The 21,342-nt window shown below is 70.5% G+C and carries 21 protein-coding genes and 2 pseudogenes; 9 read left to right on the top strand and 14 right to left on the bottom strand.

Features of this window, described 5'->3' with window-relative positions:
* The first annotated feature begins 330 nt into the window (after positions 1 to 330).
* The 3 genes from groL (at position 331) to ACFU53_RS28715 (ending at position 4,100) form a co-directional block, all read left to right on the top strand.
* Entirely contained in the window at positions 331 to 1,953 is a 1,623-nt protein-coding gene (gene groL, locus ACFU53_RS28705; protein WP_383998420.1) for a chaperonin GroEL, read from the top strand.
* 216 nt (positions 1,954 to 2,169) lie between these two features.
* Entirely contained in the window at positions 2,170 to 3,297 is a 1,128-nt protein-coding gene (locus ACFU53_RS28710) for an NADH:flavin oxidoreductase (RefSeq protein ID WP_383998423.1), read from the top strand.
* Positions 3,298 to 3,476: 179 nt separating this feature from the next.
* On the top strand, positions 3,477 to 4,100 hold the full coding sequence (locus ACFU53_RS28715; RefSeq protein WP_383998425.1) for a superoxide dismutase family protein: 624 nt from the start codon (positions 3,477 to 3,479) through the stop codon (positions 4,098 to 4,100).
* 92 nt (positions 4,101 to 4,192) lie between these two features.
* Here the strand turns inward: ACFU53_RS28715 and ACFU53_RS28720 are convergent, their stop codons facing one another.
* The 3 genes from ACFU53_RS28720 to ACFU53_RS28730 all read right to left on the bottom strand — a co-directional run bounded on the left by ACFU53_RS28720 (position 4,193) and on the right by ACFU53_RS28730 (position 6,611).
* Entirely contained in the window at positions 4,193 to 4,870 is a 678-nt protein-coding gene (locus ACFU53_RS28720; RefSeq protein WP_383998427.1) for a Uma2 family endonuclease, read from the bottom strand.
* 58 nt (positions 4,871 to 4,928) lie between these two features.
* Positions 4,929 to 5,759, bottom strand: coding sequence for a hypothetical protein (locus tag ACFU53_RS28725; RefSeq protein ID WP_383998479.1), 831 nt, complete (start codon positions 5,757 to 5,759; stop codon positions 4,929 to 4,931).
* 306 nt (positions 5,760 to 6,065) lie between these two features.
* The gene (locus ACFU53_RS28730) at positions 6,066 to 6,611 is read right to left on the bottom strand and encodes a DinB family protein (RefSeq protein ID WP_383998430.1); all 546 of its coding nucleotides are present in this window, start codon (positions 6,609 to 6,611) and stop codon (positions 6,066 to 6,068) included.
* A 200-nt stretch (positions 6,612 to 6,811) separates the two neighbouring features.
* Between ACFU53_RS28730 and ACFU53_RS28735 the strand changes: the two genes are divergently transcribed.
* Positions 6,812 to 6,958: a hypothetical protein gene (locus ACFU53_RS28735; protein ID WP_383998433.1), complete on the top strand. Its 147-nt coding sequence runs from the start codon at positions 6,812 to 6,814 to the stop codon at positions 6,956 to 6,958.
* 19 nt (positions 6,959 to 6,977) lie between these two features.
* On the opposite strand, the gene ACFU53_RS28740 is transcribed toward ACFU53_RS28735, so the two are convergent.
* Positions 6,978 to 7,556, bottom strand: a complete 579-nt coding sequence (locus ACFU53_RS28740; protein ID WP_383998435.1) for a hypothetical protein — start codon at positions 7,554 to 7,556, stop codon at positions 6,978 to 6,980.
* A gap of 178 nt (positions 7,557 to 7,734) precedes the next feature.
* On the opposite strand from ACFU53_RS28740, the gene ACFU53_RS28745 reads away from it, so the two are divergent.
* Positions 7,735 to 7,959 carry a type II toxin-antitoxin system VapB family antitoxin gene (locus ACFU53_RS28745; RefSeq protein ID WP_383998438.1) on the top strand — a complete coding sequence of 75 codons (225 nt, stop codon included), beginning with the start codon at positions 7,735 to 7,737 and terminating at the stop codon, positions 7,957 to 7,959.
* The gene (locus tag ACFU53_RS28750; protein ID WP_383998440.1) at positions 7,956 to 8,372 is read left to right on the top strand and encodes a PIN domain-containing protein; all 417 of its coding nucleotides are present in this window, start codon (positions 7,956 to 7,958) and stop codon (positions 8,370 to 8,372) included. The genes ACFU53_RS28745 and ACFU53_RS28750 overlap by 4 nt, the downstream gene beginning before the upstream one ends.
* Positions 8,373 to 8,443: 71 nt before the next feature.
* On the opposite strand, the gene murQ is transcribed toward ACFU53_RS28750, so the two are convergent.
* Both murQ and ACFU53_RS28760 read right to left on the bottom strand, forming a co-directional pair.
* A complete protein-coding gene (gene murQ, locus ACFU53_RS28755; protein ID WP_383998443.1) occupies positions 8,444 to 9,406 on the bottom strand; it encodes an N-acetylmuramic acid 6-phosphate etherase in 963 nt (320 codons plus the stop codon).
* A 197-nt stretch (positions 9,407 to 9,603) separates the two neighbouring features.
* The gene (locus ACFU53_RS28760) at positions 9,604 to 10,596 is read right to left on the bottom strand and encodes a MurR/RpiR family transcriptional regulator (protein ID WP_383998446.1); all 993 of its coding nucleotides are present in this window, start codon (positions 10,594 to 10,596) and stop codon (positions 9,604 to 9,606) included.
* Between the two features lie 56 nt (positions 10,597 to 10,652).
* On the opposite strand from ACFU53_RS28760, the gene ACFU53_RS28765 reads away from it, so the two are divergent.
* Both ACFU53_RS28765 and ACFU53_RS28770 read left to right on the top strand, forming a co-directional pair.
* Positions 10,653 to 11,111 (top strand): hypothetical protein, encoded by a 459-nt coding sequence (locus tag ACFU53_RS28765; protein ID WP_383998449.1) that lies wholly within the window; start codon positions 10,653 to 10,655, stop codon positions 11,109 to 11,111.
* Positions 11,108 to 11,380: a DUF4031 domain-containing protein gene (locus ACFU53_RS28770; protein WP_383998451.1), complete on the top strand. Its 273-nt coding sequence runs from the start codon at positions 11,108 to 11,110 to the stop codon at positions 11,378 to 11,380. Before ACFU53_RS28765 ends, ACFU53_RS28770 begins: the two co-directional genes overlap by 4 nt.
* Positions 11,381 to 11,524: 144 nt before the next feature.
* Here the strand turns inward: ACFU53_RS28770 and ACFU53_RS28775 are convergent, their stop codons facing one another.
* The 5 genes and pseudogenes from ACFU53_RS28775 to ACFU53_RS28795 form a co-directional block, all read right to left on the bottom strand.
* On the bottom strand, positions 11,525 to 12,628 hold the full coding sequence (locus tag ACFU53_RS28775; protein ID WP_383998482.1) for a GNAT family N-acetyltransferase: 1,104 nt from the start codon (positions 12,626 to 12,628) through the stop codon (positions 11,525 to 11,527).
* Between the two features lie 29 nt (positions 12,629 to 12,657).
* Positions 12,658 to 13,869, bottom strand: coding sequence for a Cmx/CmrA family chloramphenicol efflux MFS transporter (locus ACFU53_RS28780; protein WP_383998485.1), 1,212 nt, complete (start codon positions 13,867 to 13,869; stop codon positions 12,658 to 12,660).
* Positions 13,870 to 14,004: 135 nt separating this feature from the next.
* Complete coding sequence (locus ACFU53_RS28785) at positions 14,005 to 14,676, bottom strand: hypothetical protein (RefSeq protein WP_383998454.1); 672 nt, start codon at positions 14,674 to 14,676, stop codon at positions 14,005 to 14,007.
* A gap of 86 nt (positions 14,677 to 14,762) precedes the next feature.
* Positions 14,763 to 15,533 carry an SGNH/GDSL hydrolase family protein gene (locus ACFU53_RS28790; protein WP_383998488.1) on the bottom strand — a complete coding sequence of 257 codons (771 nt, stop codon included), beginning with the start codon at positions 15,531 to 15,533 and terminating at the stop codon, positions 14,763 to 14,765.
* A 159-nt stretch (positions 15,534 to 15,692) separates the two neighbouring features.
* A pseudogene (locus ACFU53_RS28795) lies at positions 15,693 to 16,221 on the bottom strand (response regulator); the annotation flags it as partial.
* A gap of 222 nt (positions 16,222 to 16,443) precedes the next feature.
* Between ACFU53_RS28795 and ACFU53_RS28800 the strand changes: the two are divergent.
* Positions 16,444 to 17,049, top strand: a complete 606-nt coding sequence (locus ACFU53_RS28800; RefSeq protein WP_383998457.1) for a hypothetical protein — start codon at positions 16,444 to 16,446, stop codon at positions 17,047 to 17,049.
* A 58-nt stretch (positions 17,050 to 17,107) separates the two neighbouring features.
* On the opposite strand, the gene ACFU53_RS28805 is transcribed toward ACFU53_RS28800, so the two are convergent.
* The 3 genes and pseudogenes from ACFU53_RS28805 to ACFU53_RS28815 form a co-directional block, all read right to left on the bottom strand.
* Positions 17,108 to 20,437: a S8 family peptidase gene (locus ACFU53_RS28805; protein ID WP_383998460.1), complete on the bottom strand. Its 3,330-nt coding sequence runs from the start codon at positions 20,435 to 20,437 to the stop codon at positions 17,108 to 17,110.
* Positions 20,438 to 20,515: 78 nt separating this feature from the next.
* Positions 20,516 to 20,842 carry an SCO4225 family membrane protein gene (locus ACFU53_RS28810; protein WP_383998463.1) on the bottom strand — a complete coding sequence of 109 codons (327 nt, stop codon included), beginning with the start codon at positions 20,840 to 20,842 and terminating at the stop codon, positions 20,516 to 20,518.
* A gap of 134 nt (positions 20,843 to 20,976) precedes the next feature.
* A pseudogene (locus ACFU53_RS28815) lies at positions 20,977 to 21,144 on the bottom strand (DUF397 domain-containing protein); the annotation flags it as partial.
* Positions 21,145 to 21,342 lie beyond the last annotated feature (198 nt).

Here is a 21,342-nt window from a genome sequence, read left to right on the forward strand (position 1 = left end):
CTCGCACCCCGTACGGGGTGCGAGCCCTTTCGTGTGTGCGGTCGCCGATCGCGTGTGCGGGCTGCCGACGGGTCCGGGTCCGTGGCGGGCGTCGAGCGAGGGGGCGCAGGGGCGCGTTCACCTGCGGATCATCGAGAGTCGCTTGCACTCGCAGGGGGCGAGTGCTAATCATTGGCGTTAGCACTCTGAAGGTGAGAGTGACAACGAGGACCGGGTCGGCGAGGCCCGCAAGCCGGGTGGGGCAAGGAACCACGAGGCAGGCAGGCCGTCCGTCGCGGGCGCCAGCGCGGTCCGGAGAAATCCACCCCCTGTCCGGGAGGACCACTTCACATGGCCAAGATCATCGCGTTCGACGAGGAGGCACGGCGCGGCCTCGAGCGCGGCATGAACCAGCTCGCGGACGCCGTCAAGGTGACGCTCGGCCCCAAGGGCCGCAACGTCGTCCTCGAGAAGAAGTGGGGCGCCCCCACGATCACCAACGATGGTGTTTCCATCGCCAAGGAGATCGAGCTCGAGGACCCGTACGAGAAGATCGGCGCCGAGCTGGTCAAGGAAGTCGCGAAGAAGACGGACGACGTAGCCGGTGACGGCACGACGACCGCGACCGTCCTGGCCCAGGCGCTGGTCCGCGAAGGCCTGCGCAACGTCGCCGCCGGCGCCAACCCGATGGCCCTCAAGCGCGGTATCGAGAAGGCCGTCGAGGCCGTCTCCGGTGCGCTGCTCGACCAGGCCAAGGAGGTCGAGACCAAGGAGCAGATCGCCTCCACGGCCTCCATCTCCGCCGCCGACACCCAGATCGGCGAGCTCATCGCCGAGGCGATGGACAAGGTCGGCAAGGAAGGCGTCATCACCGTCGAGGAGTCGCAGACCTTCGGTCTGGAGCTCGAGCTCACCGAGGGCATGCGCTTCGACAAGGGCTACATCTCGGCGTACTTCGCGACCGACATGGAGCGCATGGAGGCGGTGCTCGAGGACCCCTACATCCTCATCGCCAACTCCAAGGTCACCAACGTCAAGGACCTGCTCCCGCTCCTGGAGAAGGTCATGCAGTCGGGCAAGCCGCTGCTGATCATCGCCGAGGACGTCGAGGGCGAGGCCCTGTCGACCCTGGTCGTCAACAAGATCCGTGGCACCTTCAAGTCCGTCGCCGTCAAGGCCCCGGGCTTCGGTGACCGCCGCAAGGCCATGCTCGGCGACATCGCCATCCTCACGGGCGGCGAGGTCATCTCCGAGGAGGTCGGTCTCAAGCTGGAGAACGCGACCCTGGACCTCCTGGGCCGCGCCCGCAAGATCGTCATCACCAAGGACGAGACCACGATCGTCGACGGCTCCGGTGACACGGACCAGGTCGCCGGCCGGGTCAACCAGATCCGCGCCGAGATCGAGAACAGCGACTCGGACTACGACCGCGAGAAGCTCCAGGAGCGCCTGGCGAAGCTCGCGGGCGGCGTGGCCGTCATCAAGGCCGGTGCCGCGACCGAGGTCGAGCTCAAGGAGCGCAAGCACCGCATCGAGGACGCCGTTCGCAACGCGAAGGCGGCCGTCGAGGAGGGCATCGTCGCCGGTGGTGGCGTGGCCCTGCTCCAGGCCTCCTCGGTCTTCGAGAAGCTGGACCTGGAGGGTGACGAGGCGACCGGCGCCAACGCCGTGAAGCTCGCCCTGGAGGCCCCGCTCAAGCAGATCGCCGTCAACGGTGGCCTCGAGGGTGGCGTCATCGTCGAGAAGGTGCGCAACCTGCCCGTCGGTCACGGCCTGAACGCCGCGACCGGTGAGTACGTCGACATGATCGCCGAAGGCATCATCGACCCGGCGAAGGTCACGCGCTCTGCCCTGCAGAACGCCGCCTCCATCGCCGCGCTGTTCCTCACCACCGAGGCCGTCATCGCCGACAAGCCGGAGAAGGCTTCCGCGCCTGCCGGTGGCGGCATGCCGGGCGGTGACATGGACTTCTGATCGACCCCGGTCGATCACTGTCCTTCAGTACCGAGGGCGGCACTCCCTGGACGCAGGGGGTGCCGCCCTCGGGCGTGTCCGGGGTCACATCGGACGCGGACGCGGCGGCGGAATTCCGTGACGGGCGGGGAGGTTGTGCGGGGGACGCTATATGCGTGCGCATGGAATGCGTCCCTCTGTATCCCCCTTTGTATCCCCCAGCCAAGGAGTCCCCACGTGACCACCGCCTCCACCTCCACCTCCCGTGCCGCCGAAGTCCTGTCCCGACCCGTCACGATCAACGGTCTGACCGTTCCGAACCGGATCGCCATGGCGCCCATGACGCGGGTGTTCTCGCCCGGTGGTGTGCCGGGTGCGGACGTGGCCTCGTACTACGGGCGGCGGGCGTCCGCGGGCGTCGGCCTGATCGTGACCGAGGGGACGTACGTCGGACACGAGACGGCCGGGGATCTGGACGGGGTGCCGCGGTTCGCCGGCGAGGAGCAGCTCGCCGGGTGGGCGAAGGTCGCGGAGGCCGTGCACGCCGGGGGCGGCACGATCGTTCCGCAGCTGTGGCACATCGGGACCGTCCGGCAGCAGGGCAAGCTCTTCCCGGAGGCCCCGGTCTTCGGCCCCTCCGGGCTGCGGGTCGACGGCACCGAGGCCGAGGGCGGCCGGGCCATGACGCAGGCCGACATCGACGAGGTCATCGCGGCCTTCGCCAAGTCCGCCGCCGAGGCCGAGCGCATCGGCATGGACGGCGTCGAGATCCACGGCGCCCACGGCTACCTGATCGACCAGTTCCTCTGGGAGCGCACCAACCGCCGTACGGACGCCTACGGCGGTGACCTCGTCGCCCGTACGAAGTTCGCGGCGGAGGTCGTGGCGGCCGTACGGGACTCCGTGTCCGCCGACTTCCCGGTCATCTTCCGCTACTCGCAGTGGAAGCAGGAGGCGTACGACGCGCGCCTCGCCGAGACGCCGGAGGAGCTGGAGGCGTTGCTGAGCCCGCTCGTGGCGGCCGGAGTCGACGCGTTCCACGCGTCCACGCGCCGCTACTGGCAGTCGGAGTTCGAGGGCTCCGAGCTCAACCTCGCGGGCTGGACGAAGAAGCTCACCGGCAAGCCCACCATCACCGTCGGCTCGGTCGGCCTGGACGGCGAGTTCATCACCGCGTTCGCCGGTGAGGGGTCGTCGACCAAGGCCATCGACGATCTGCTGGACGGTGTGGAGGCCGAGGAGTTCGACCTCGTCGCCGTGGGCCGCGCGCTGCTCCAGGACCCGGAGTGGGCGGCGAAGGTGCTCGACGGCCGTTTCGGTGAGCTGAAGGCGTTCGAGCCGGCGGCGCTGGGCTCGCTCAGCTGAGGATATTTCGCCAAGTCTCCCCAGTACCTGGCGGTAGTGAGTCAATTCCGTCATATGTGTCGTTGTAGGGTCGTGGGCACAGCGCCATCGGCGCCTCAACTCCGGTGTTTCCACCGATGGTTGAGGCGCCGATTTTGCTGCAAGTCCATTCACCCCCCACGAATCGGATGAGTGACTCCATGGCACGACACAAGCTCACCCTCAAGCACAAGCGGCTGGTCGCGGCCGGTGCCGCCGTGGCGGCCGTCGCCGGTGGTCTCGGCGTCGCCGCGAACGCGGGCGCCAGCGAGACCGTCGCCCAGAAGCCGTCCGTGGCGAGGGTCGTCGTCAAGACGGTGTTCGCCCCGGCCGACATCGCCGACGTGGCGCCCGCTGTCACCTACAACACCGAACTGGTGCCCGTGGCCGGTCGGGTGCAGGTCAAGGAGGAGCTGCGGCGCGACGGCGGTACGCGGATCGAGCTGCGGCTGCGGGACCTCGCCGCGAACCGTACGTACGGCGCGCATGTGCACACCAAGCCGTGCGGCAGGCTGCCCGCCGACGCCGGGCCCCACTACCAGGACGAGCTGGACCCGAAGCGGCCGTCCGTCGACCCGAAGTACGCCAACCCCGAGAACGAGGTGTGGCTGGACGTGAACACCAACGACGACGGCTCGGCGCGGTCGATCGCCGTCGTCGACTGGCGGTTCCGTGAGGGCGGGGCCCGTTCCGTGGTGCTGCACGAGGCGGCGACGTCCACGCACGAGGGGCACGCGGGGACGGCCGGGGCGCGGCTGGCCTGCGTGAACGTGGCGTTCAAGTAGACGATCGCGTAGTCGAACCGATCGTCCAAGGTGACGAAGTAGGGCGAGCGATGATGCCGGGCCCGCGAGTGCTGCGGGCTCGGCGCCGTGGGTCAGGCGTAGTCCTTGAGCTTCTCGGTCTTGAGGGTGATGTTGACGGGGGCGGGCAGCTCGACGGTTGCACCCCAGGGATAGGAAGCGGCCTGCTGGTAGCGGCCGTCCTTGGGCTCGCTGAAGACGTTGAGGGTGTTGTTGTCGCGGTCGATGAGGAGGTAGACGGGGATGTCGGCCGCCGCGTAGCCGACGGGCTTGTCGATCCGGTCGCGCTGGTCGGTGTCGCGGTCGTGGGAGGTGATTTCCACGGCCATGAGGGTGCCGTCGGGGTTGGACCACTCGCCGTCTCCCCGGAAGTGATCCACCGGCACGAGGGTGCCGTCAGTGCGCGCGCGGCCCTTGCGATAGGCCTCGGCCTTCACTCCGGACTCGGGTACGAGATCCAGGTCGGGACGGTGTTGCATGCACTGGCGCAGCAGCCACATGAAGATCGAGCGGTGGTTGCCGTCCGGCATGGCCTTGACCTCTACTTTTCCGTTGACGTACTCAAGCCGCACGGTTTCGGGAGCCACGGCGGCCAGCTCCTCGAATTCGTCGACGTCGAGCGGGCCGTGCCGGACGCACAGCCTCCCGCCGAGAAACTCCAGCCGGTTCCGCAGCTCCCTCGGAGCCCTGCGGACGAGTTCCTCGAAGTCCTCGACGGACATCTGCGGGCGCTCAGCGGTGTCAGGGGTCATGGTGTCGCCTCCTTCCTCCCATCGTGCCCTGGGGTGAGCCTAGGGACCGTAGGAGCGGTCATGCGGGTGTCCTTTCTCGTGCTTGTTGTGACATTGCGGCACGGATCTGGGCCGCATGGCTGTGGACTGCGGCGGCGGGGAGGGGCGCGTTGCTGTGGGCAGGGGCGCGTTCGCCTCGGCAGGCGCTGCACATGCCGCCCGGCAGGGCCTCCGGGGGGCCCGGGGTGCCGCACTCACCGCACTCCAGCATGCGGAGGGGCGGGCGTACGGGAGTGGGGGTGGGCGCCGGTTCTGGGGGGAGCTTGGTGAGGAGGCGGGTGCGGAGGAGGGCCGCCGGGCTGTGGACCGGGGTCGGGAGGCCGGAGATCAGGGCCTGGCGGATGGTCTCGTCGGTCGCGCCTCGCTCGAACCACGGCAGCAGGAGTGGGGCCAGCGTCGCGCAGTCCGCCTGGGAGAGGGAGAGGGCGGGGGTTGCCCGGCCCAGCGCGGCCAGGAGGATGTGGGCGCGGGAACGGGTGGGGGCCTTCGCCTGCTCCTGCTCCTGCGGTACGTCGCCCCGCGTGAACCTCGCCCACCAGGCGTCGTCCCGTGCCGTCCGGGAGAACCACGATCGGGTGATCCAGCGGGAACTGCCCGAGTCGGCCTCCACGGACTCCCGGCCTCGGCGCAAGTGGCCTGCCTCTTGGAGCTTGTTGAGGGCCGTGCGGAGCGCGCACTGCCCGTACGTGAGGGTCTTGGCCAGCGTCTTCACGGAGATGTCGGCGCCGTTGGGGAGGCGGTCGATGTACGCGGCGATGGCCGCCTCGCGGGGTGGGAGGTCCGCGAAGTCGTGGGCCGTGCGGGGGTGTTGGCCGGGGATGGTGCGTTTGCCGTAGCCCGGGTTGGCCATGGGGTGGGGGTGCGGAGGGTGCGGGTCCGCGTGCGCGGGCAGGGAGGCAGCACTAAGGTTGGCGGCAGCCATGGGATCGAATCTTTCCTTCGATCTCGTAGGTCAAGCCCCCGCAGGTGTTGGTAGCACCTGGCGGGGGCTGTTTCGTCTGCGGGCACCGTATCAGCATCGTCACCGTGCGTGGCAAGTCGAACGCGTCAAGTCAACTCACCGGGTGGGAGGGTGGGTTGAGGCCCACCTCCCAATCCTCAGAAAGAGGGCTCGGAGCTGGGGGCTTGAGCTTCGGGACCGGTTCCGGTCCCCGTGTCAGCCCATGCTCTTGGCGCCGTCCAGGGACTCCCGGATGATGTCCGCGTGGCCGGCGTGCTGGGCGGTCTCGGCGATGATGTGCAGCAGCGTCCTCCGGGCCGACCACCGTGCGTCGGCCTGGAACCACGGGGCCTTGGGCAGTGGATGCGAAGCATCCAGGTCGGGCAGGGCGGCGACCACCTCGGTCGTGCGGTCGGCCGTCTCGGCGTACGCGGCCAGCACGTCCGCCAGCGTCTCGCCGGGCAGCATCCGGAACTCGTCGGCCCGCCGCGCCCAGTCCTCCTCCGTCATGGCGGTGAAGTCACCCATTGCCGACGGGCCGTTCTGGATGAAGTCCACCCAGTTCCGTTCCACCGACGTGACGTGCTTGATCAGGCCGCCGAGGCACAGTTCGCTGACGGTGGTCCGTTGCCCGGCCCGCTCGTCGGTGAGGTCGCGGGTGGTGAAACGCAGGAACTGGCGGTGCTTGGCCAGCGTCTCCAGCAGGTCGGCGCGCTCGCCGGTGGTCAGGGTGGGGGTCGGGGCGTTCTTGGTGGTGTTCATGGCCACAAGGTAGGAGCCATATAGGTCAGATCCTGACCTCAAAGGCCCGGAGCGGGGGGCCGGCTGGTTCGTGGCGCTGGAGTTCACCTCGGCGGGCGTGAAGAAGTTCGCCGAGGCCACCGGTCGGCTGGCCCGACAGACCTCGCCGCAGAACCAGTTCGCCATCGTCCTCGTCGGAACCGTCGTCTCCGGCCCCCGCCGTGAACTCCGCGATCACCGGCGGCGAGGCCCAGGTCTCCGGCAGCTTCACCAGCCTGGAGGCCGAGGAACTGGCGGCCAACCTGGACACGGGCGCCCTCCCCGTACACCTGAAGGTGTCCTCCGTGACGACGCTCCCGGCCGACTAGAGACCGTGGCGCGGCACGCTCACACGTTCCCCATCGGCTCGATGTCCACCCGGACCGGCTCGCCCCAGATACGCGTCACGTCGTAGTCGGTGAATTCCTGGACCAGGCGGTAGGCGATGGCGGGGCGGGGGCCCCGGCGCTGGGCGGTGAGGTACAGCTCGGCCTCGCGGCGGTCGCGGCGGGGGGTGCCGCAGAGCTGCCAGACCTGGCCGTTCCACGCCTCCGGGAGCCAGCGCTGCTGGGGCTGGGGGCGGTCGTCCCGTACGCCGTAGCGGGAGGGGGTCGGGGTGGCGGGGCCGGTGGGGCGGGGAGGGCCGTAGCTGTCGTTCAGCTGGGTGCGGCGGGCGGCGCGGCGGCGGGTTTCGCAGAGCAGACAGCGGTCGGGGGCCTCCTCGTCCACCGGGCCGTTCGGGTGCTCGGCGCAGCGGGTCGTCGGCTTGGCCGACGTGACCGTCTCGTCCAGCAGGTCCAGGGCGCGTTTGAGGTCCGCCTTCACCTCGTGCAGTCGGGCGTCCGGGGTGTCGGCGTTCAGCGCGTCGCCGTGCTCCCCGAGGAGACGCAGGGCGCGGCCGAGGGCGGTGAGCTGGGCGTGGTTCACGAGCTCGGTCCTTCCCTGGGAGGCATGAGACATGAGGCATGAGATGTGGGAGACGTCAGCGATCCCCACCACCGTGCCACACCCCACTGACAGTCCCCGAAGACCAGACTCGGCCTCGGGTGATATGTGCACTAGATGGCGGGATCGCCGGAAGTTCTGTACATCGAGGGAGGGCTGCATGTCTCTGACACACATCGACATCGACGACGAGGCGCTGGAGACGGCCAAGCGCCTGGGTGGGCACCGGACGAAGACCGCCGCTGTGGCGAAGGCGCTGGAGGAGTACAACATGCGGCTTCAGCGCGCCACCGCCCACGAAAAGTACTTCGAGCTCGCCCAGGAGTGGGACATCGAAGGGGCCGAGGCCGTGCACCGTGCGGACAAGGAGGCCCACCGCGCGTGAGCGGTTACCTGCTGGACTCGTCGGCTCTGTGGCGCCTGCTCCGGGACCGTCGTCTCCACGAGGCGTGGCGCCCGGCCGTCATGGACGGCGACATCCGGTCGTGCTATCCGCAGCGGGCGGAGTTCCTGCGCTCGGCACGCGGCCTCAAGGAGTACGAGGCGTACAGCGCGATGTTCGCCGAGCTCTATGACGACGTCTCCGTCCCCGAGGGCGCGCCCCACTGGATCGGCGGCCTGCAGTCGCGGGCATCCGAGCGGGGTGAGTATCAGGTGCTGTCCGCTGTCGATCTGCAGATCTGCGCCACCGCCGCGCACCACGGCCTGGTCGTCCTGCACGACGACCGGGACTTCGTGACAGCGGCTCGCCTGGCGGTCGAACTGCGGCAGCTCAACGTGCGTCAAGGGCCGTTGTAGCGGCAATGCAGGGGCAATGTAGAGCTGCCGTGGAGCTGCTCAGGGCGGCGCCCCACCCGTGCCCGCGCAGCTCAGCCCGTCGTCATCGCCGCCGCCAGGGCCGCCCTCAGGTGGCCCTCGTTCGCTGTCAGCAGGCGGGTCGCGGTGGGTGCGTCGACGCCGCTCAGGATGGTGAGGATGGCGTTCTTCACCTGGCCGTTGGCGGCGGTGAGGGCCGTCTCGATCTCGGTGTCCGTCGCGCCCGTGGCGAGGGCGACGATGCGGTGGGAGCGGGCGCGGAGCTTGTCGTTGGTGGCGCGGACGTCGACCATCAGGTTCCCGTAGGTCTTGCCCAGGCGGATCATGGTGATCGTAGAAAGCATGTTGAGGACGAGCTTCTGGGCCGTGCCCGCCTTGAGGCGGGTCGAGCCCGTCACCAGTTCCGGGCCGACGACGATCTCGATACCGTGGTCGGCCGCCGAGGCGAGCACGCTGGCCGCGTTGCAGGACAGGCCGACCGTCAGCGCGCCGGCCGCGCGCGCGTGCTCCACCGCGCCCACCGCGTACGGCGTGCGCCCGGAGGCGGAGACGCCGACCACCGTGTCGTCGGGCGTCAGCGCGAGCGCGTCGAGGTCCGTCCGGGCCAGCTCCGCCGAGTCCTCCGCCCCCTCGATCGAGGTGACCATGGCCTCCCGGCCGCCCGCGATCAGGCCCATGACCTGCGAGGGTGCCGTGTTGAACGTCGGCGGGCACTCGGACGCGTCCAGCACCCCCAGCCGGCCCGCCGTGCCCGCGCCCGCGTAGATCAGCCGGCCGCCCCGCGCCATCCGCTCCGCGATCGCGTCGATCGCCGCCGCGATCAGCGGCAGCTGCGCGGAGACCGCCGCCGGCACGGTCGCGTCCTCGGCGTTCATCAGCTTCGCGATGTCGAGCGTCGGAAGCTGATCGATGTCGGCCAGCTCCGGCCGGAACGCCTCGGTCGTCAGCGACTCCAACTCGGCGCGTACGGAGAGGTGGTTGGGGAGGGCGGAGGCGTCAGGGAAGGTGGGGGGCATGGCGGCTCATTCCGTACGGGGTGGTGCGGCGGTGCGGCCGTGCGGCGGTGCACCTGTGCACCTGTGCACGTGTGTTCTGGGGTGAACGCCGTAGTTGCCTGCGGGTTCGTCCTGGTCGGTCGCGGCCCGCGGCCGGGCCGCGGATGTCGCGGGGTCCCGCGCCCCTGACGGGCGCTGTTCCCGCTTCCCGGCCCCGACTACCGCGACGGGCCCCCGGTCCGATGTCGGTGCGCCAGCGCCTCGTACGACGCCGACAGCGCGGGCGCCGCCGACTCGTACGTCCGTTGCGCCACCCCGACGAACAGGCAGTCCACCACCAGCAGCTGACTCGTCCGGGACGACATCGCCGCCGGGCGCAGCTCGCTCTCCCGGGCCGTGGACGTCGTCAGGACGTGATCGGCGTACTGGGACACCGGCCCGTCCGGCCGCCCGGTGATCGCGATCGTCGTCGCCCCGTGGTCGAAGGCGACCCGCAGCGGCTCGATGACGTCTCCCGTCGAGCCGGAGTGGGTGATCGCTATGGCCACGTCCTTCGCGCGGAGCTGCACCGCGTTGGTGACGGCGAGGTGCGGGTCGCTGTGCGCGTGGGCTATCAGCCCTATGCGGAGCAGCTTCTGCGTGAGGTCCTGGGCGACGAGCCCGGACGCCCCGACCCCGTAGATGTCTATGCGGCGGGCCCCGGCGAGCGCGGCGACCGCCGCGCCGAGCTGGGCCATGTCGAGTCCGGCCGCCGTGTCCGCGAGGGTCTGCTGCTCGTCGTAGGCGAGCTTGGCGACCACGTCGGGGAGTGGGTCGTCGACCGCGATGTCGGCCGTGACCGAGGGGGCGCGGCCCGACTCCTGGTGGGCGGCGAGGCCGGCGAGGGCGAGGCGCAGGTCGCGGTAGCCGGGGTAGCCGAGGAGGCGGGCGGTGCGCACGACCGTGGCCTCGCTGGTGCCGGTGAGCTCGGCGAGGCCGGTGACCGTGAGCGCCGCGCAGCCCGCCGGGTCGCCCGCGACGGTTTCCGCGACCCGCTGCATGGAACGGGTCATGGATGGGGCCAGCGTCCGCACCTTCGCCGCGAGGGCGGCGGGGGCGGGGGGCGTGGGGGGCTTGGGGGGTGTGGTCGCGGCGCCGCTCCGCCCTCCGGCCGGGCGGCCCGTGGCCTGTCCCTCCGCGGGTGCGAAAATTTCCTTCACGTCATCGCTCACATAATGAAAGATATTTTCTGTTCGCCCGTATGGTCAAGGGCCGCACAATGGATGGCATGAGTCCCAGCAGTGACCCCGCGGAGCCCGCAGGCCCCGTGGATCCCGTGAGCCCCCTTGAGCAGGCGCTTCACGCGGCCCGCGCCCTCGTACTCGCCGATCTGGCGTCCGGGCAGGTCGCCGAGGCGGATGTCGTGTCCATGGTCGAGGATTCGGTCGTGCAACGCCGCTGGTGGGTCGAGCAGTGGCCGGACGGCGCGGCGTACGTCGCCGGGCTCGTCGCCCAGGACGTCCAGGACGCCCTGCTCGAACGGTACGGCCGCTGGCCCCTCTGCCCGGCCTGCGACGACGGCGACCCGCACGCGCTCGACGTGGAACCGGAGCTGGGGCCCGATCCGCAGTGGGTGTGCCACAAGGCGGGGGTGCGGGTCGCGGCGGTGGGGGCGCTGCCTTCGGCGTCGGGAGGGGCGTACGGGGACGCGTCGGGAGGGGCGTCCGGAGAGGCGCCGTCCTCGTGACCCTCTACGTCGATCCACCCACCTGGCCGGGGCACGGGCGCATGTGGTCCCACCTGGTGAGCGACGTGTCCTTCGACGAACTGCACGCGTTCGCACGGCGGTTGGGCATCCCCGACCGAGCCTTCGAACGCGACCACTACGACATCCCGTCCCACCGCTACGAGGAGGTCGTGCGGGCGGGGGCCGTGGAAGTGGGCTCGAAGGAACTGCTGCGCAGACTGACGGAGGCGGGGCTGCGCAGGCCCAAGCGGCGGGGGGCTACGGCTTGAGAGGCTGGGTCGCTCGCGGAGCCGGCCGCCGCGCGGGCGTGGCTCACTCGGCGAACGCCGGCTTCGGCCCGCCGGAGTTCGACTCGTGCCAGGGCCCCGGCAGGGAGAACGGCAAGAAACCGGAGCGGTTGGGTCCGGCGTACGTCAGGCGCGCAGACGGAGTTCGTACGCGAACTGCTCCCCGTGCTCTCCGTCACCCCAGTCGTCGCTCACCTTCTCGAATCCGGCCCGCGAAACGACGCCCTGCGAAGGGGTGTTGACCTTCTCGACGACCGCGAACAGCGACCGTACGTCCCCCCGCTCCCGGCCCCGCTCCCGCGCCCAGCCGGCCAGCGCGCCCAGCGCCTCGGTCATGTAGCCGCGCCCGCGCGCCCCCTCGACCAGGTCGTAGCCGACCTCGACGCGGCCCTCCTCGTCCGGGGCGCCGTGGTAGCCGAGCGCGCCGACGGCCAGCCCGTCCTCCTTGCGTACGAGCACGAACATGCCCCACTCCGGCCGGTGCACCCCCGCCTCGTACGCCTGGAACACCAGCCCCGCCCCGACCCGCGTTCCCTCGATCGGCCCGCCCACGATCCAGTCGAAGCCACCGGTGCCGCCCTCGGCGAGATCGGCCGCGGCGGCCGGGTGGATGCCCTGGAGGACAATCCGCCCGGCGTCGATGTGCAGCGGGTTGCGCCACTTCCATTCCGTGACGGGCGCGCGCCCCGGCAGCTCGCCCCGGCCGGTGGCCCACAGCAGTGTCGCCCAGGGGTCGTCACCCGGCCTGACGTGGGGGAAGAGGCGAGCGAGCACGGACTCGCACAGCTCGACGGGCGGCACGGACGCGGACGCGGGGAGCCCGAGGCCCTCCGCGATGTCGTACGTGTGCAGCAGCACCTCGGCGACGCCCATCGCCGCGAACCCCTCGCGGTCGGCCGCGCGGAACGGATACGGGTGGAAGGCGCGGACCGAGCGGGAAGTGATGCCGACGGTGGCGGCGAGCAGCGCGCCGGTCGTCCGGATCACCTCCAGCACGTCGGCGTTCCCCTCGCACTCCGACGTGTCGATCTCGAACGGTACCCAACGCGTCGTCGGCCGCCCCGCCAGCTGCCCCGCGTACGCGATCAGATCCGACGCGATGTGGTCGGCGGTCCCACGGCAACTCCACTCCAGCCGACCGGCCTTGACGCCCTCCCAGTCCTGGTCCACCACCGTCCCCAGCACCGCCAAACCGTGTTCGACGGCTTCCTGTACCTGATCCCCGCCCATTGGTCGCATGGCGGCGAGGATAGGCGGGCTCAGACGTCCGTATGTACCGGATTTGCGGAGCTGTCACTGCTCCCGGCCACGAGACGGGAGGCCCGCGTACGCCGGTGCAGGCGCAGCGACACGGCGGTGGTGCCGATGGCGGCCGCGGTGATGGCGCCGCCCGCCCAGGCCGTGGAGGCGAAGCCGAAGCCCGCGTCGATGACGACCCCGCCGATCCAGGGTCCGCCGGTATTGCCGAGGTTGAACGCGGCGGTGGTGGTGGCGCCGGCGAGGGTCGGGGCGGCACCGGCGACGTTGAACAGCCGGGCGTTGAGGGCCGGGGCGGTGTAGAAGCAGGACACCCCGAGGAGGAAGGAGAGAAGGACGGCGGCGACGGCGTACTCGGCGAGCAGCGCCAGGGCGACCAGGAAGACCGTGGAGGCGGTGATACCGCTGAGCAGCACCCCGAAGAGGTGCGCGTCCGCGACCCGTCCCCCGACCGCCGTGCCGATCAGCGCTCCGATCCCGAACAGCGCGAGGACCGTCGGCACCCATCCGTCGTCCAGCCCCGCCACGTCCGTGAGCAGCGGCGCGAGATAGCTGAACGCGCAGAAGACCCCGCCCGCGGCGAGCGCCACGATCGTGATGGAGAGCCAGACCTGGGGTTCGCGGTAGATCCGCACCTCGCGCCCCAGCCGGGGCCGCTCCTCGGGCCGCGGGATGGCCGGCACGAGCGTGGCAACCCCCACGAGCGCGATCGCCGAGGCCACCGCCACCGCCCAGAACGCCGACCGCCACCCGAAGTGCTCCCCGAGGAATGCCCCCGCAGGCACCCCCAGCACATTCGCGATCGACAACCCGCCGATCATGATGGCCAACGCCCGCGCCCGCGCGTTCACCGGCACCATCGCGACGGCCACGGCCGCCCCGACCGCCCAGAACCCGGCGCAGGCGAGCGCGCTCACGATCCGGGAGGCGAAGAGAACCGCGTAGTTCGGGGCGAGGGCGCCCGCGACCTGTCCGAAGCCGAAGATCGTGATCAGCGTGATGAGGGTCGTGCGTCGAGGGAGGCGTAGCGTCGCCACCGCCAGCAGTGGCGCCCCGATGACCATCCCGATCGCGAACGCCGAGATCAGCAGCCCTGCCCGTGGAATGGACACGTCCATGTCCTCGGCGATGGGCGGCAGCAGCCCCGAGAGCATGAACTCGCTGGTCCCGAGCGCGAAGACGGCGAGACCGAGGACGTAGACGGAGAGGGGTATCCGGAAGTGGGGACGGTCGGGAGCGGCAGCGGCGGATGAGGACATATACCTGGGCAACCGAGGATCGCGGAGTCGCATTCCCTCCCATGGACCGGGCGGGGGGTTCGGTCCCTTCAGCCCTCCTTCAGCCCTCCCTCAGCCCTCCGTCAGTCCGGCCAGCTCCGCCCGCAGGTTCTCCCGTGCCCGGCCCTCCCACGCCCGCTCGCCGTACGGTGTTCTGAACAGCCGTGGCAGATCGAGAAGCTGCCGCAGTACGGCTGCCCGGCCCGCCCGGAAGTCCTCGTCGGGCACGAACCCGTACTCCTCGCGGACGGCGGCGGCGTAGGCGGCGTACGCGTCCGGCTCCGAGGCCAGGATCGCGAGGTCCGCGTCACACAGCACCTGCCCGTTCGGGTCGTCGTCGGCCGGGTCGTGGGTGACGGTGAGGCGCACCAGCCGGGCGACCTCCGCGACCTTCGCCTCCGGCACCCCGGCCTCGGTCAGCGCCCGCTCGGCGATCCGGGCCGACCGCTCCTCGTTCTCCGACCGCTCCGGCAGATACACGGCGTCATGGAACCAGGCCGCCAGCCGCACGAGGTCCGCGTCCGCCGCGTGCTCCTCCAGCACCTCGACGCGGTCCAGCACCGCGACGAGATGATCGAGCGTGTGGTACTTCCGTTGCGGCTCGGCCCACCGCTCGATCAGGTTGTCGGCGTACGGGAACGGCGCCGGGTCACAGGCGCCGTCCCGGGCGGAGAGCAGCGCGGGGAGCCAGCGGTAGCGGAGGGCTTCCCGGCGGGCGTCGACGGTGTCAGGGTCGGGCGGCATATACGCATTGTGCCGTGTGCCGTGTCCGCGCGAGTTGGGCCGGGCTCGACCCCACGGCTGGGCCCGGCCGTACGGTCACCGGGGGATCAGCCCCAGGTGGCGAGGAACTTCGCCGCGTAGCCCTTCTCCTGGCCCACCGCGTTGGGGTGGAAGGTCGCGGCGCTCTCGCCCAGGTTGACGCCGTGGACCCACGGATCGGTGCCGCACGCGCCGTGGCCGCCGAACCGCTTGCGCATGTCGACGAAGTAGACGCTCGCGTTGACCGCCGCCTTCGCGCTGCCCTCGGCGAGCGCGTCGGCGAATCCGTTCATCGCGGTGCGCTTGCGGGAGCTGAGTTCGATCGGGGCGCACGCACCGGTCGTGGAAAGGGCCTTCGGATAGCCGAAGACGAGGATCACCGCCTTCGGGGAGCGGGCCTTGATGTCCTTGTACAGGCCGGTGAGCTCGTCCACCATCTGGTTCCTGGCGTAGTACGACGTCCAGGTCGTGGCGGTCTCGCAGTAGCTGTCGTCCTTGGTGAGGCAGGCCTCGACCACCGGGGCGAACTGGGCGTCGTTCCCGCCGACCGTGAGGGTGACGAGACCCGTCGTCGGCTTCAGCGCGGACAGTTGGTTGGTCCGCACGTCCGCGATCTTCGCCCCGCTGCAGGTGGCGTCCTTGAGGGTGTACTCGGGGTTTGCCGCCGCCCACAGGTGCGGGTAGTTCTTCGTGCTCCGCTTGCAGTCACCGCTCGCCGGGTCGTACGAGCCCGCGCCGACCCCGGAGGCGTACGAGTCGCCGAGCGCGACGTACTCGGCGGTCGGCGCCGCCGCCTGGGCCGGGGCGGCGCCCGCCGCGACCAGTCCCGCGAACGTCATCAGACCGGCGGCGACAGCCGACGTTAATCTGCGCATGAACTTCCTCTTCACCGTTGGGACGGAATCGACCGGTGGAAGAGAGGGGGCGGCGGCGCGGGAGGTTCCGGTGCGGTGCGGAATTCTTCGGGAAGACGGCCAGGAAGGCGGCCGACCCGCGCGTCAGATTTCCGGTGTGCGCAGCCCGGCGTCGCGGGCGAGGAGCGCCGTCTGCACCCGGTTGCCGCAGCCCAGCACTCAGGATGCGGCTCACGTAGGTCTTCACCGTGGCCTCGCTCATGTGCAGCCGTCTGCCCGCGTCCGCGTTGGACAGGCCCTCCCCGAGCAGGGCGAGCACATCGCGCTCCCGCGCGCTCAGGCCGTCGACGCGGCGCCTGGCCGCCTCAGCGCGCGCGGTTTCGGGGGAGGAGAGGGCCCGCACCACATGGCGGGTGGCCACCGGCGAGAGATACGCGTTCCCCGCCGCGGCGGCCCGTACCGCGTGGATCAGTTCGTCGGGCGCGGAGTCCTTGAGCAGGAATCCCACGCTGCCGAGGCCGAGCGCCCGCAGTACGTTGTCCCGCTCCCCGAACGTGGTGAGGATCAGTGCCCGTACGTCCGGCGCGGCCCGGCCCAGCTCGGCCAGGGCCGTCAGCCCGTCCATCACCGGCATCTGGATGTCCAGCAGGGCGACATCGACGCCGATGCGCCGACGGCTCCAGTGCGAGATACGTGCGGTCTTCGCCTCGTCCACGTCCTCGTACACGTCCTCGTTCACCTCCTGATCCTCGGGCCGACGATAGGCCGCGTCCCCGAGCGCCCGCGTCCTGCGTGAGTCGTACCGGCGAACGACGAAAGAGAGCAGATTCGCCCCTGCCCCGACGGCAACGATGACGTGCCGAGAAGCAGCCGTAGAGCAGGGGGACCCCACGTGATGAACGACGAACGACTCCAGGGGCACGCGCGGTTCACCGTCCGGCAGAGGACGGCCCGCATGGCCGACCAGTACGTGGTGACCGTGGCTGGTCCGGGCGATTCCGAGGGTGAGGTCGTCGCCTTCGCCCGGCGGAAGCCGATGTCGCCCAAGGAGGAAGTGACCATCTACACCGACGAGTCGAGGACCAGTGTGCTGTGCACCTCGGAGGCCCGTCAGGTCGACGACTTCGGCGCCGTCCACGACGTACGGGACAGCGCGGGCGCCGTCATCGGCTCGTTCCGCGAGAAGCCCGTCGTCTCGCTGGTGCGCTCGACCTGGGCCATGGAGCAGCCGGGGACACTGGAGCTGACCGGCCGCGAGCGCAACTGGGCGATGGCCGTGCTGCGTCGGGTCTGGGAGTTTCTGCCGTACGTGGAGTTCGTGCCGTTCCTCTGGCCCTACCACTTCGACTTCACCGCAACCGGAGAAGCGAAGCGGCTGATGTCGTTCGACAGGAAGTTCGGCCTGCGCGACCGGTACGTGCTCGACATCGCGTCCGCCGACATCGACCGCCGTCTCGCCATCGCGCAGGCCGGGGCACTTGACACCCTTGAGGAACGCTGACGGAAAGCCGGGGAAGGCCTGCCCCCCGGCTTCCCGACCGCACCTGTGGTGACGGCTACTACCGCAGCAGGTACGCCTTCACCACGGTGACGTCGTACGTGTTGCCGTTCTTGTCCGTGAGCTTCGCCTTGAAGGAGACCGACTTGGCCTTCTTCGGGTGGTTCAGCGTGAGGCTCCGCTCGCCCTTCTTCGTGGTCACCGGGGCCTTGGACCACTTCTTGCCGCCGTCGTAGGAGACCTGGACGGTGAGGGACTTGAAGTTCCCGGCCGCGGGGCCCTGGAGGGTCAGCGGGACCGTGAACCTGCGGCCGGCGGGCGCGCTGCTGGACAGGTCCAGTTTCGGGGCGAAGCGGACCGAGGAGAGCGGCAGCGTCCTGTACACGTCACCCGTGGTCTTCTTCGAGGTGAAGGTCCAGGCCGCGACGAGACGGGTGGTGACACCGGCGACCTTCGTGGAGCGGGTCGCGTCCGTGCTGATCCGGTACTTGGCGGACCTGGACGGCAGACCGCTGATGTCCTGGCAGAGCGGCCCCGCCGCGTCCATGAGCTTCTTGCCGTCGACGGTGACGACGGCGCGCTGCCCGGTGGTCGCCGACTCGACGAAGTTCCCGGGGCCGTCCGCGAACTCCCCTATGCAGACGCTGAGTTCATTGCCCCAGCGACGGGCGGTGTTGTACTGGTCGATCTTCGGGCTGAACACACCGACGTTGTACGTCTGCGTGTACGTCTTCCCGGCCCGGTAGGTCCTGGGACCGGGGTCCGCCACGAAGACGTCGAGCTCGCCGTCGCCTTGGGGCCCGTACTGTGCGGCGCTGAAGCTCCACTTGACCCCCTTGGCCGCGTTGACGTAGGTCTTCGCGGTGGCCGGCAGGGTGAACGGCTTGCTGACCGACTCGTACCCGGCCCCCGAGGCCGTCTCCCAGGTCGGGCTGATCGCGCCCTTGCTGTTCTTGACTGAGGCGCCGATCCCCAGTTTCACCAGGGCGAGTTCACTCGTGGCGACCTTGCGGGTCAGCCCGGTGTACAGCGAACCGCCGCGGTCGTAGAGCAGGTTGTACGTCGTACTGCCCTTCTGCCACATACCGGCGACCTGCGAGCTGAGCTCCTTCGCCGGCAGCGTGGCGCCCACATGACCGGTACGGAACCCCTTGAAGGAGTCCGACTGCCAGACCGAGTTGTGGAAGAAGGAACCGATCTCCAGGGAGTACTTCACGAACGTCTGCACACTCTTGGCGGACCCCGGCACGGTGATGTCCACCGGCTTGGCCTTGCGGGCGTCGAAGGTCACCGTGGTGTTCTTGGTGACGGTGAGCTTCGGCTGCACCATCAGCGCGAGGTCCGGGTCGGTGACTGCCCCCTTGGGGGTCCGGACCAGCGTCTCCAGGAGGTAAGTGCCCTTCGGCACACGGGTCTTGACGACCCCGTCGCCGTCGGAGTCGTACGGGTCCAGCTGGAGGTCGACGTTCTGGCCGAGGACCAGCGTCCCCGACTGCGAGGGCCTGCCCTCGGTGTCGGTGTACTTGAGGGTGAGGTCGTACGCCTCCGACTCGCGCCGCACGGCGAAGGAGGTACGGACCCGCTGGCCGCCCTCGGTCGCGCGGGCGACGAGTACCCCGGCGAACACGCCGTCCTGGCTGCCGATCCGGGTGTGCGCCGTGAGGTCGACGCCCGCGGTGCCGCCCGCCGGGACGGTGATCCGGTCGGTGCCGACGGTGAAGAAACCGGCCGGTGCGGGCTTGCCCTTGGGCCCGGTCGTCTCCGTCGACAGGTCGAGGGTGACGGGCTGCGTGCCGTCGTTGCGGTAGGTGATCCGTCGGGTCGTCGGCTTGTCGTCGGCGTGCGGCCACAGCTGCGTGCCGAGGTTCACCGAAGCCTGCTCGCCGATCACGGTCTGGGTGAGCGCCCGGGCCAGGTCGGTCCGCCCGGTGCCCTGCTGGAACGGCGACAGACGGGCGCCGGGCTCGGTGGAGGAGGTCAACGCCTGCTTGATCCGCTCCGCGGTCCAGTCCGGGTGCCGCTGCGCGATGATCGCCGCCGCGCCAGCCACGTGCGGGGTCGCCATCGACGTACCGGACATCGACACATAGCCGGGGATGGCCGGGTCGCCTTCGACACCCTTGGCGGCCTTCGCCGCGACGATGCCGACGCCCGGAGCGGTGATGTCCGGCTTCAGCGAGCCGTCGGCCGTGGGGCCGACGCTGGAGAACTCCGCGATGCCGTCCTTGCGGTCGACCGCGCCGACGGTGAGCGCGGTGGCCGCGCTGCCGGGGGAGCCGATGGTCGTCGCCTCCGGGCCCTCGTTGCCGGCCGCGACGACGAAGAGGATGCCGCTCTCGGCGGATATACGGTCGACGGCGGCCTCCATCGGGTCGTTCGCCACCGAGTCCTCGCCGCCGAGGGAGAGGTTGGCGATCCTGGCGCCCTGGTCGGCGGCCCACTGCATGCCCGCGATGATGCCGGAGTCCGAGCCGAACCCTTCGTCGCTGAGCACCTTGGCGTCCAGGATCCGCGCACCGGGCGCGACCCCCTTGTGCGTGCCGCCGGACCTGGCCCCCGATCCCGCCACGGTCGACGCGACATGCGTGCCGTGGCCGACGCGGTCGACGGTGTTGCCCGAACCCGAGAAGTCCTTCTGGGCGATCTCGACGCCCTTGAGGTCGGGATGCGTCTCGTCCACACCGGTGTCCAGTACGGCGACCTTCACATCCGTACCGTCGTACCCGGCCCGCCAGGCCGTCGGGGCGCCGATCTGCGCCGTGCTCTTGTCGAGGGTGGCCTTGCGGCGGCCGTCCAGCCATACGTGGGCGATACCCGGAGCCGTCGTCAGTGCCTGCCCGCCGCGGCGGTCGGCCGTGGTGAGCGCGTCCCAGACCTCGGCCGCACCGCTCTTGGGCGCGGTCAGCGCCTCACCTCCGACGGCGGGCAGACTCCGGCCCACGCGGACACCCGCTTCCGCGATCGCCGCCTTCGCGGTGGCCCGCTTCTTCGTGTACGAGACGATCAGCGGCACCGTCGCCCGGTGCGCGTCGTCGTACTCGGCCCTGAGCAGCCCCGTCACATTGAACAGCCGACGGTCCACCGTGCCCTGCCCGACCAGGGGGAGCGCGTCGGCCGGCAGAACGTAGGTCTCGTCGCCCGTCCGCTGGATGGACATCGGGATGCCCTCGCGGCCCTCGCCGGGCTGGACGCGGGTCACCCGGCCCTCGGCGTCGACGTGCACCCGGTCGCCGGATATCAAGGTGACGACGGACCCGGCACGCCCCCCGCGCGCCGCCGTCGTCCCTGCCTCTCCTGCCGCTCCTGCCTCTTCGGGGGACGCGGCCCCCGAGGTGCCACCCGCCACCGTGAGACATGTCGTGACCAGTGCGGCGACCATGGCCGCACCCATACTTCTTCTGTACCGCAGCACAGCTCTCCCACCCCTGGAAACATCGACGAATTGCTGCTGGAAGACGGTCTCGGAGTGTCAGGCGTTGCCCAAGTTGACGCTTTTCGTGGGCCGTTCGACGACCCAGCGGTACGCGGCACCGAGCACGAAGGCCTGGATCACGGCACCGAGGACGATCCCGAGGAAGGGCAGCCCGCCGGGCAGCGCGACGAACAGGAGCGAGGTCGGCGCGGTGACGAGGAAGAGCCAGACCCCCGCGAAACTGGCGTCCGCGTGCTCGACGAACAGCGTGTCCACCCCGACCCAGACGCCCACGGCGACCACGAGGGCCAGATAGCCCAGGGCGGCGGGGTTCAACAGGTGGCGGCGTAGGGTCCGTGACAGGGAACGAGACGAGGCGGTCATTACTGAACTCCATAGGGACGAGGGGATGTTGACCGGTTCGGTGGTGCTGCTGTGCTGCGGTCAACGATCTCGTCCCGGAGCGACCGGGCGCCTGAGTATCCCTACCTAGGTCCGCCTCCGTGCTCGTACGTGACTTACTTGCCTGTCCGCCTCACGCCCCCCACGAAGCACGACCAGGCGGCGGCCTCGAACACGAGCACACCACCGGCCGGGTTCTTGCTGTCGCGGACGGGGACGAGGCCGGGGAGGTCATCGGACACTTCGACGCACTCGGCGCTGTTGCCCCCGCTGTAGCTGCTCTTACGCCAAGTCGCGGTCCTCGGATCGGGTCAAGCATCCCCACGTACGCCCCGCTGATGAACATCGCCGCCCCCAGATCCTCCTGGGACATCCCGGCGCTCTCCCGCCGGTGGCGGAGCTCCGCGCCGTACAGCGCCCGCGTGGACTGGGACGGGTCGAGGGTCTTCGGCTTGGACATGGGCAACTCCCTCTCGAACAGC

The organism is Streptomyces sp. NPDC057474, from assembly GCF_042802555.1.
Classification (GTDB): domain Bacteria; phylum Actinomycetota; class Actinomycetes; order Streptomycetales; family Streptomycetaceae; genus Streptomyces.

Coding starts and splice junctions, on each gene's coding strand:
- groL (WP_383998420.1), top strand. CDS start 331: ATGGCCAAGATCATCGCGTTCGACGAGGAGGCACGGCGCGGCCTCGAG.
- ACFU53_RS28715 (WP_383998425.1), top strand. CDS start 3,477: ATGGCACGACACAAGCTCACCCTCAAGCACAAGCGGCTGGTCGCGGCC.
- ACFU53_RS28720 (WP_383998427.1), bottom strand. CDS start 4,870: ATGACCCCTGACACCGCTGAGCGCCCGCAGATGTCCGTCGAGGACTTC.
- ACFU53_RS28725 (WP_383998479.1), bottom strand. CDS start 5,759: ATGGCCAACCCGGGCTACGGCAAACGCACCATCCCCGGCCAACACCCC.
- ACFU53_RS28730 (WP_383998430.1), bottom strand. CDS start 6,611: ATGAACACCACCAAGAACGCCCCGACCCCCACCCTGACCACCGGCGAG.
- ACFU53_RS28745 (WP_383998438.1), top strand. CDS start 7,735: ATGTCTCTGACACACATCGACATCGACGACGAGGCGCTGGAGACGGCC.
- murQ (WP_383998443.1), bottom strand. CDS start 9,406: ATGCCCCCCACCTTCCCTGACGCCTCCGCCCTCCCCAACCACCTCTCC.
- ACFU53_RS28765 (WP_383998449.1), top strand. CDS start 10,653: ATGAGTCCCAGCAGTGACCCCGCGGAGCCCGCAGGCCCCGTGGATCCC.
- ACFU53_RS28775 (WP_383998482.1), bottom strand. CDS start 12,628: ATGGGCGGGGATCAGGTACAGGAAGCCGTCGAACACGGTTTGGCGGTG.
- ACFU53_RS28785 (WP_383998454.1), bottom strand. CDS start 14,676: ATGCCGCCCGACCCTGACACCGTCGACGCCCGCCGGGAAGCCCTCCGC.
- ACFU53_RS28790 (WP_383998488.1), bottom strand. CDS start 15,533: ATGACGTTCGCGGGACTGGTCGCGGCGGGCGCCGCCCCGGCCCAGGCG.
- ACFU53_RS28800 (WP_383998457.1), top strand. CDS start 16,444: ATGAACGACGAACGACTCCAGGGGCACGCGCGGTTCACCGTCCGGCAG.
- ACFU53_RS28805 (WP_383998460.1), bottom strand. CDS start 20,437: ATGGGTGCGGCCATGGTCGCCGCACTGGTCACGACATGTCTCACGGTG.
- ACFU53_RS28810 (WP_383998463.1), bottom strand. CDS start 20,842: ATGACCGCCTCGTCTCGTTCCCTGTCACGGACCCTACGCCGCCACCTG.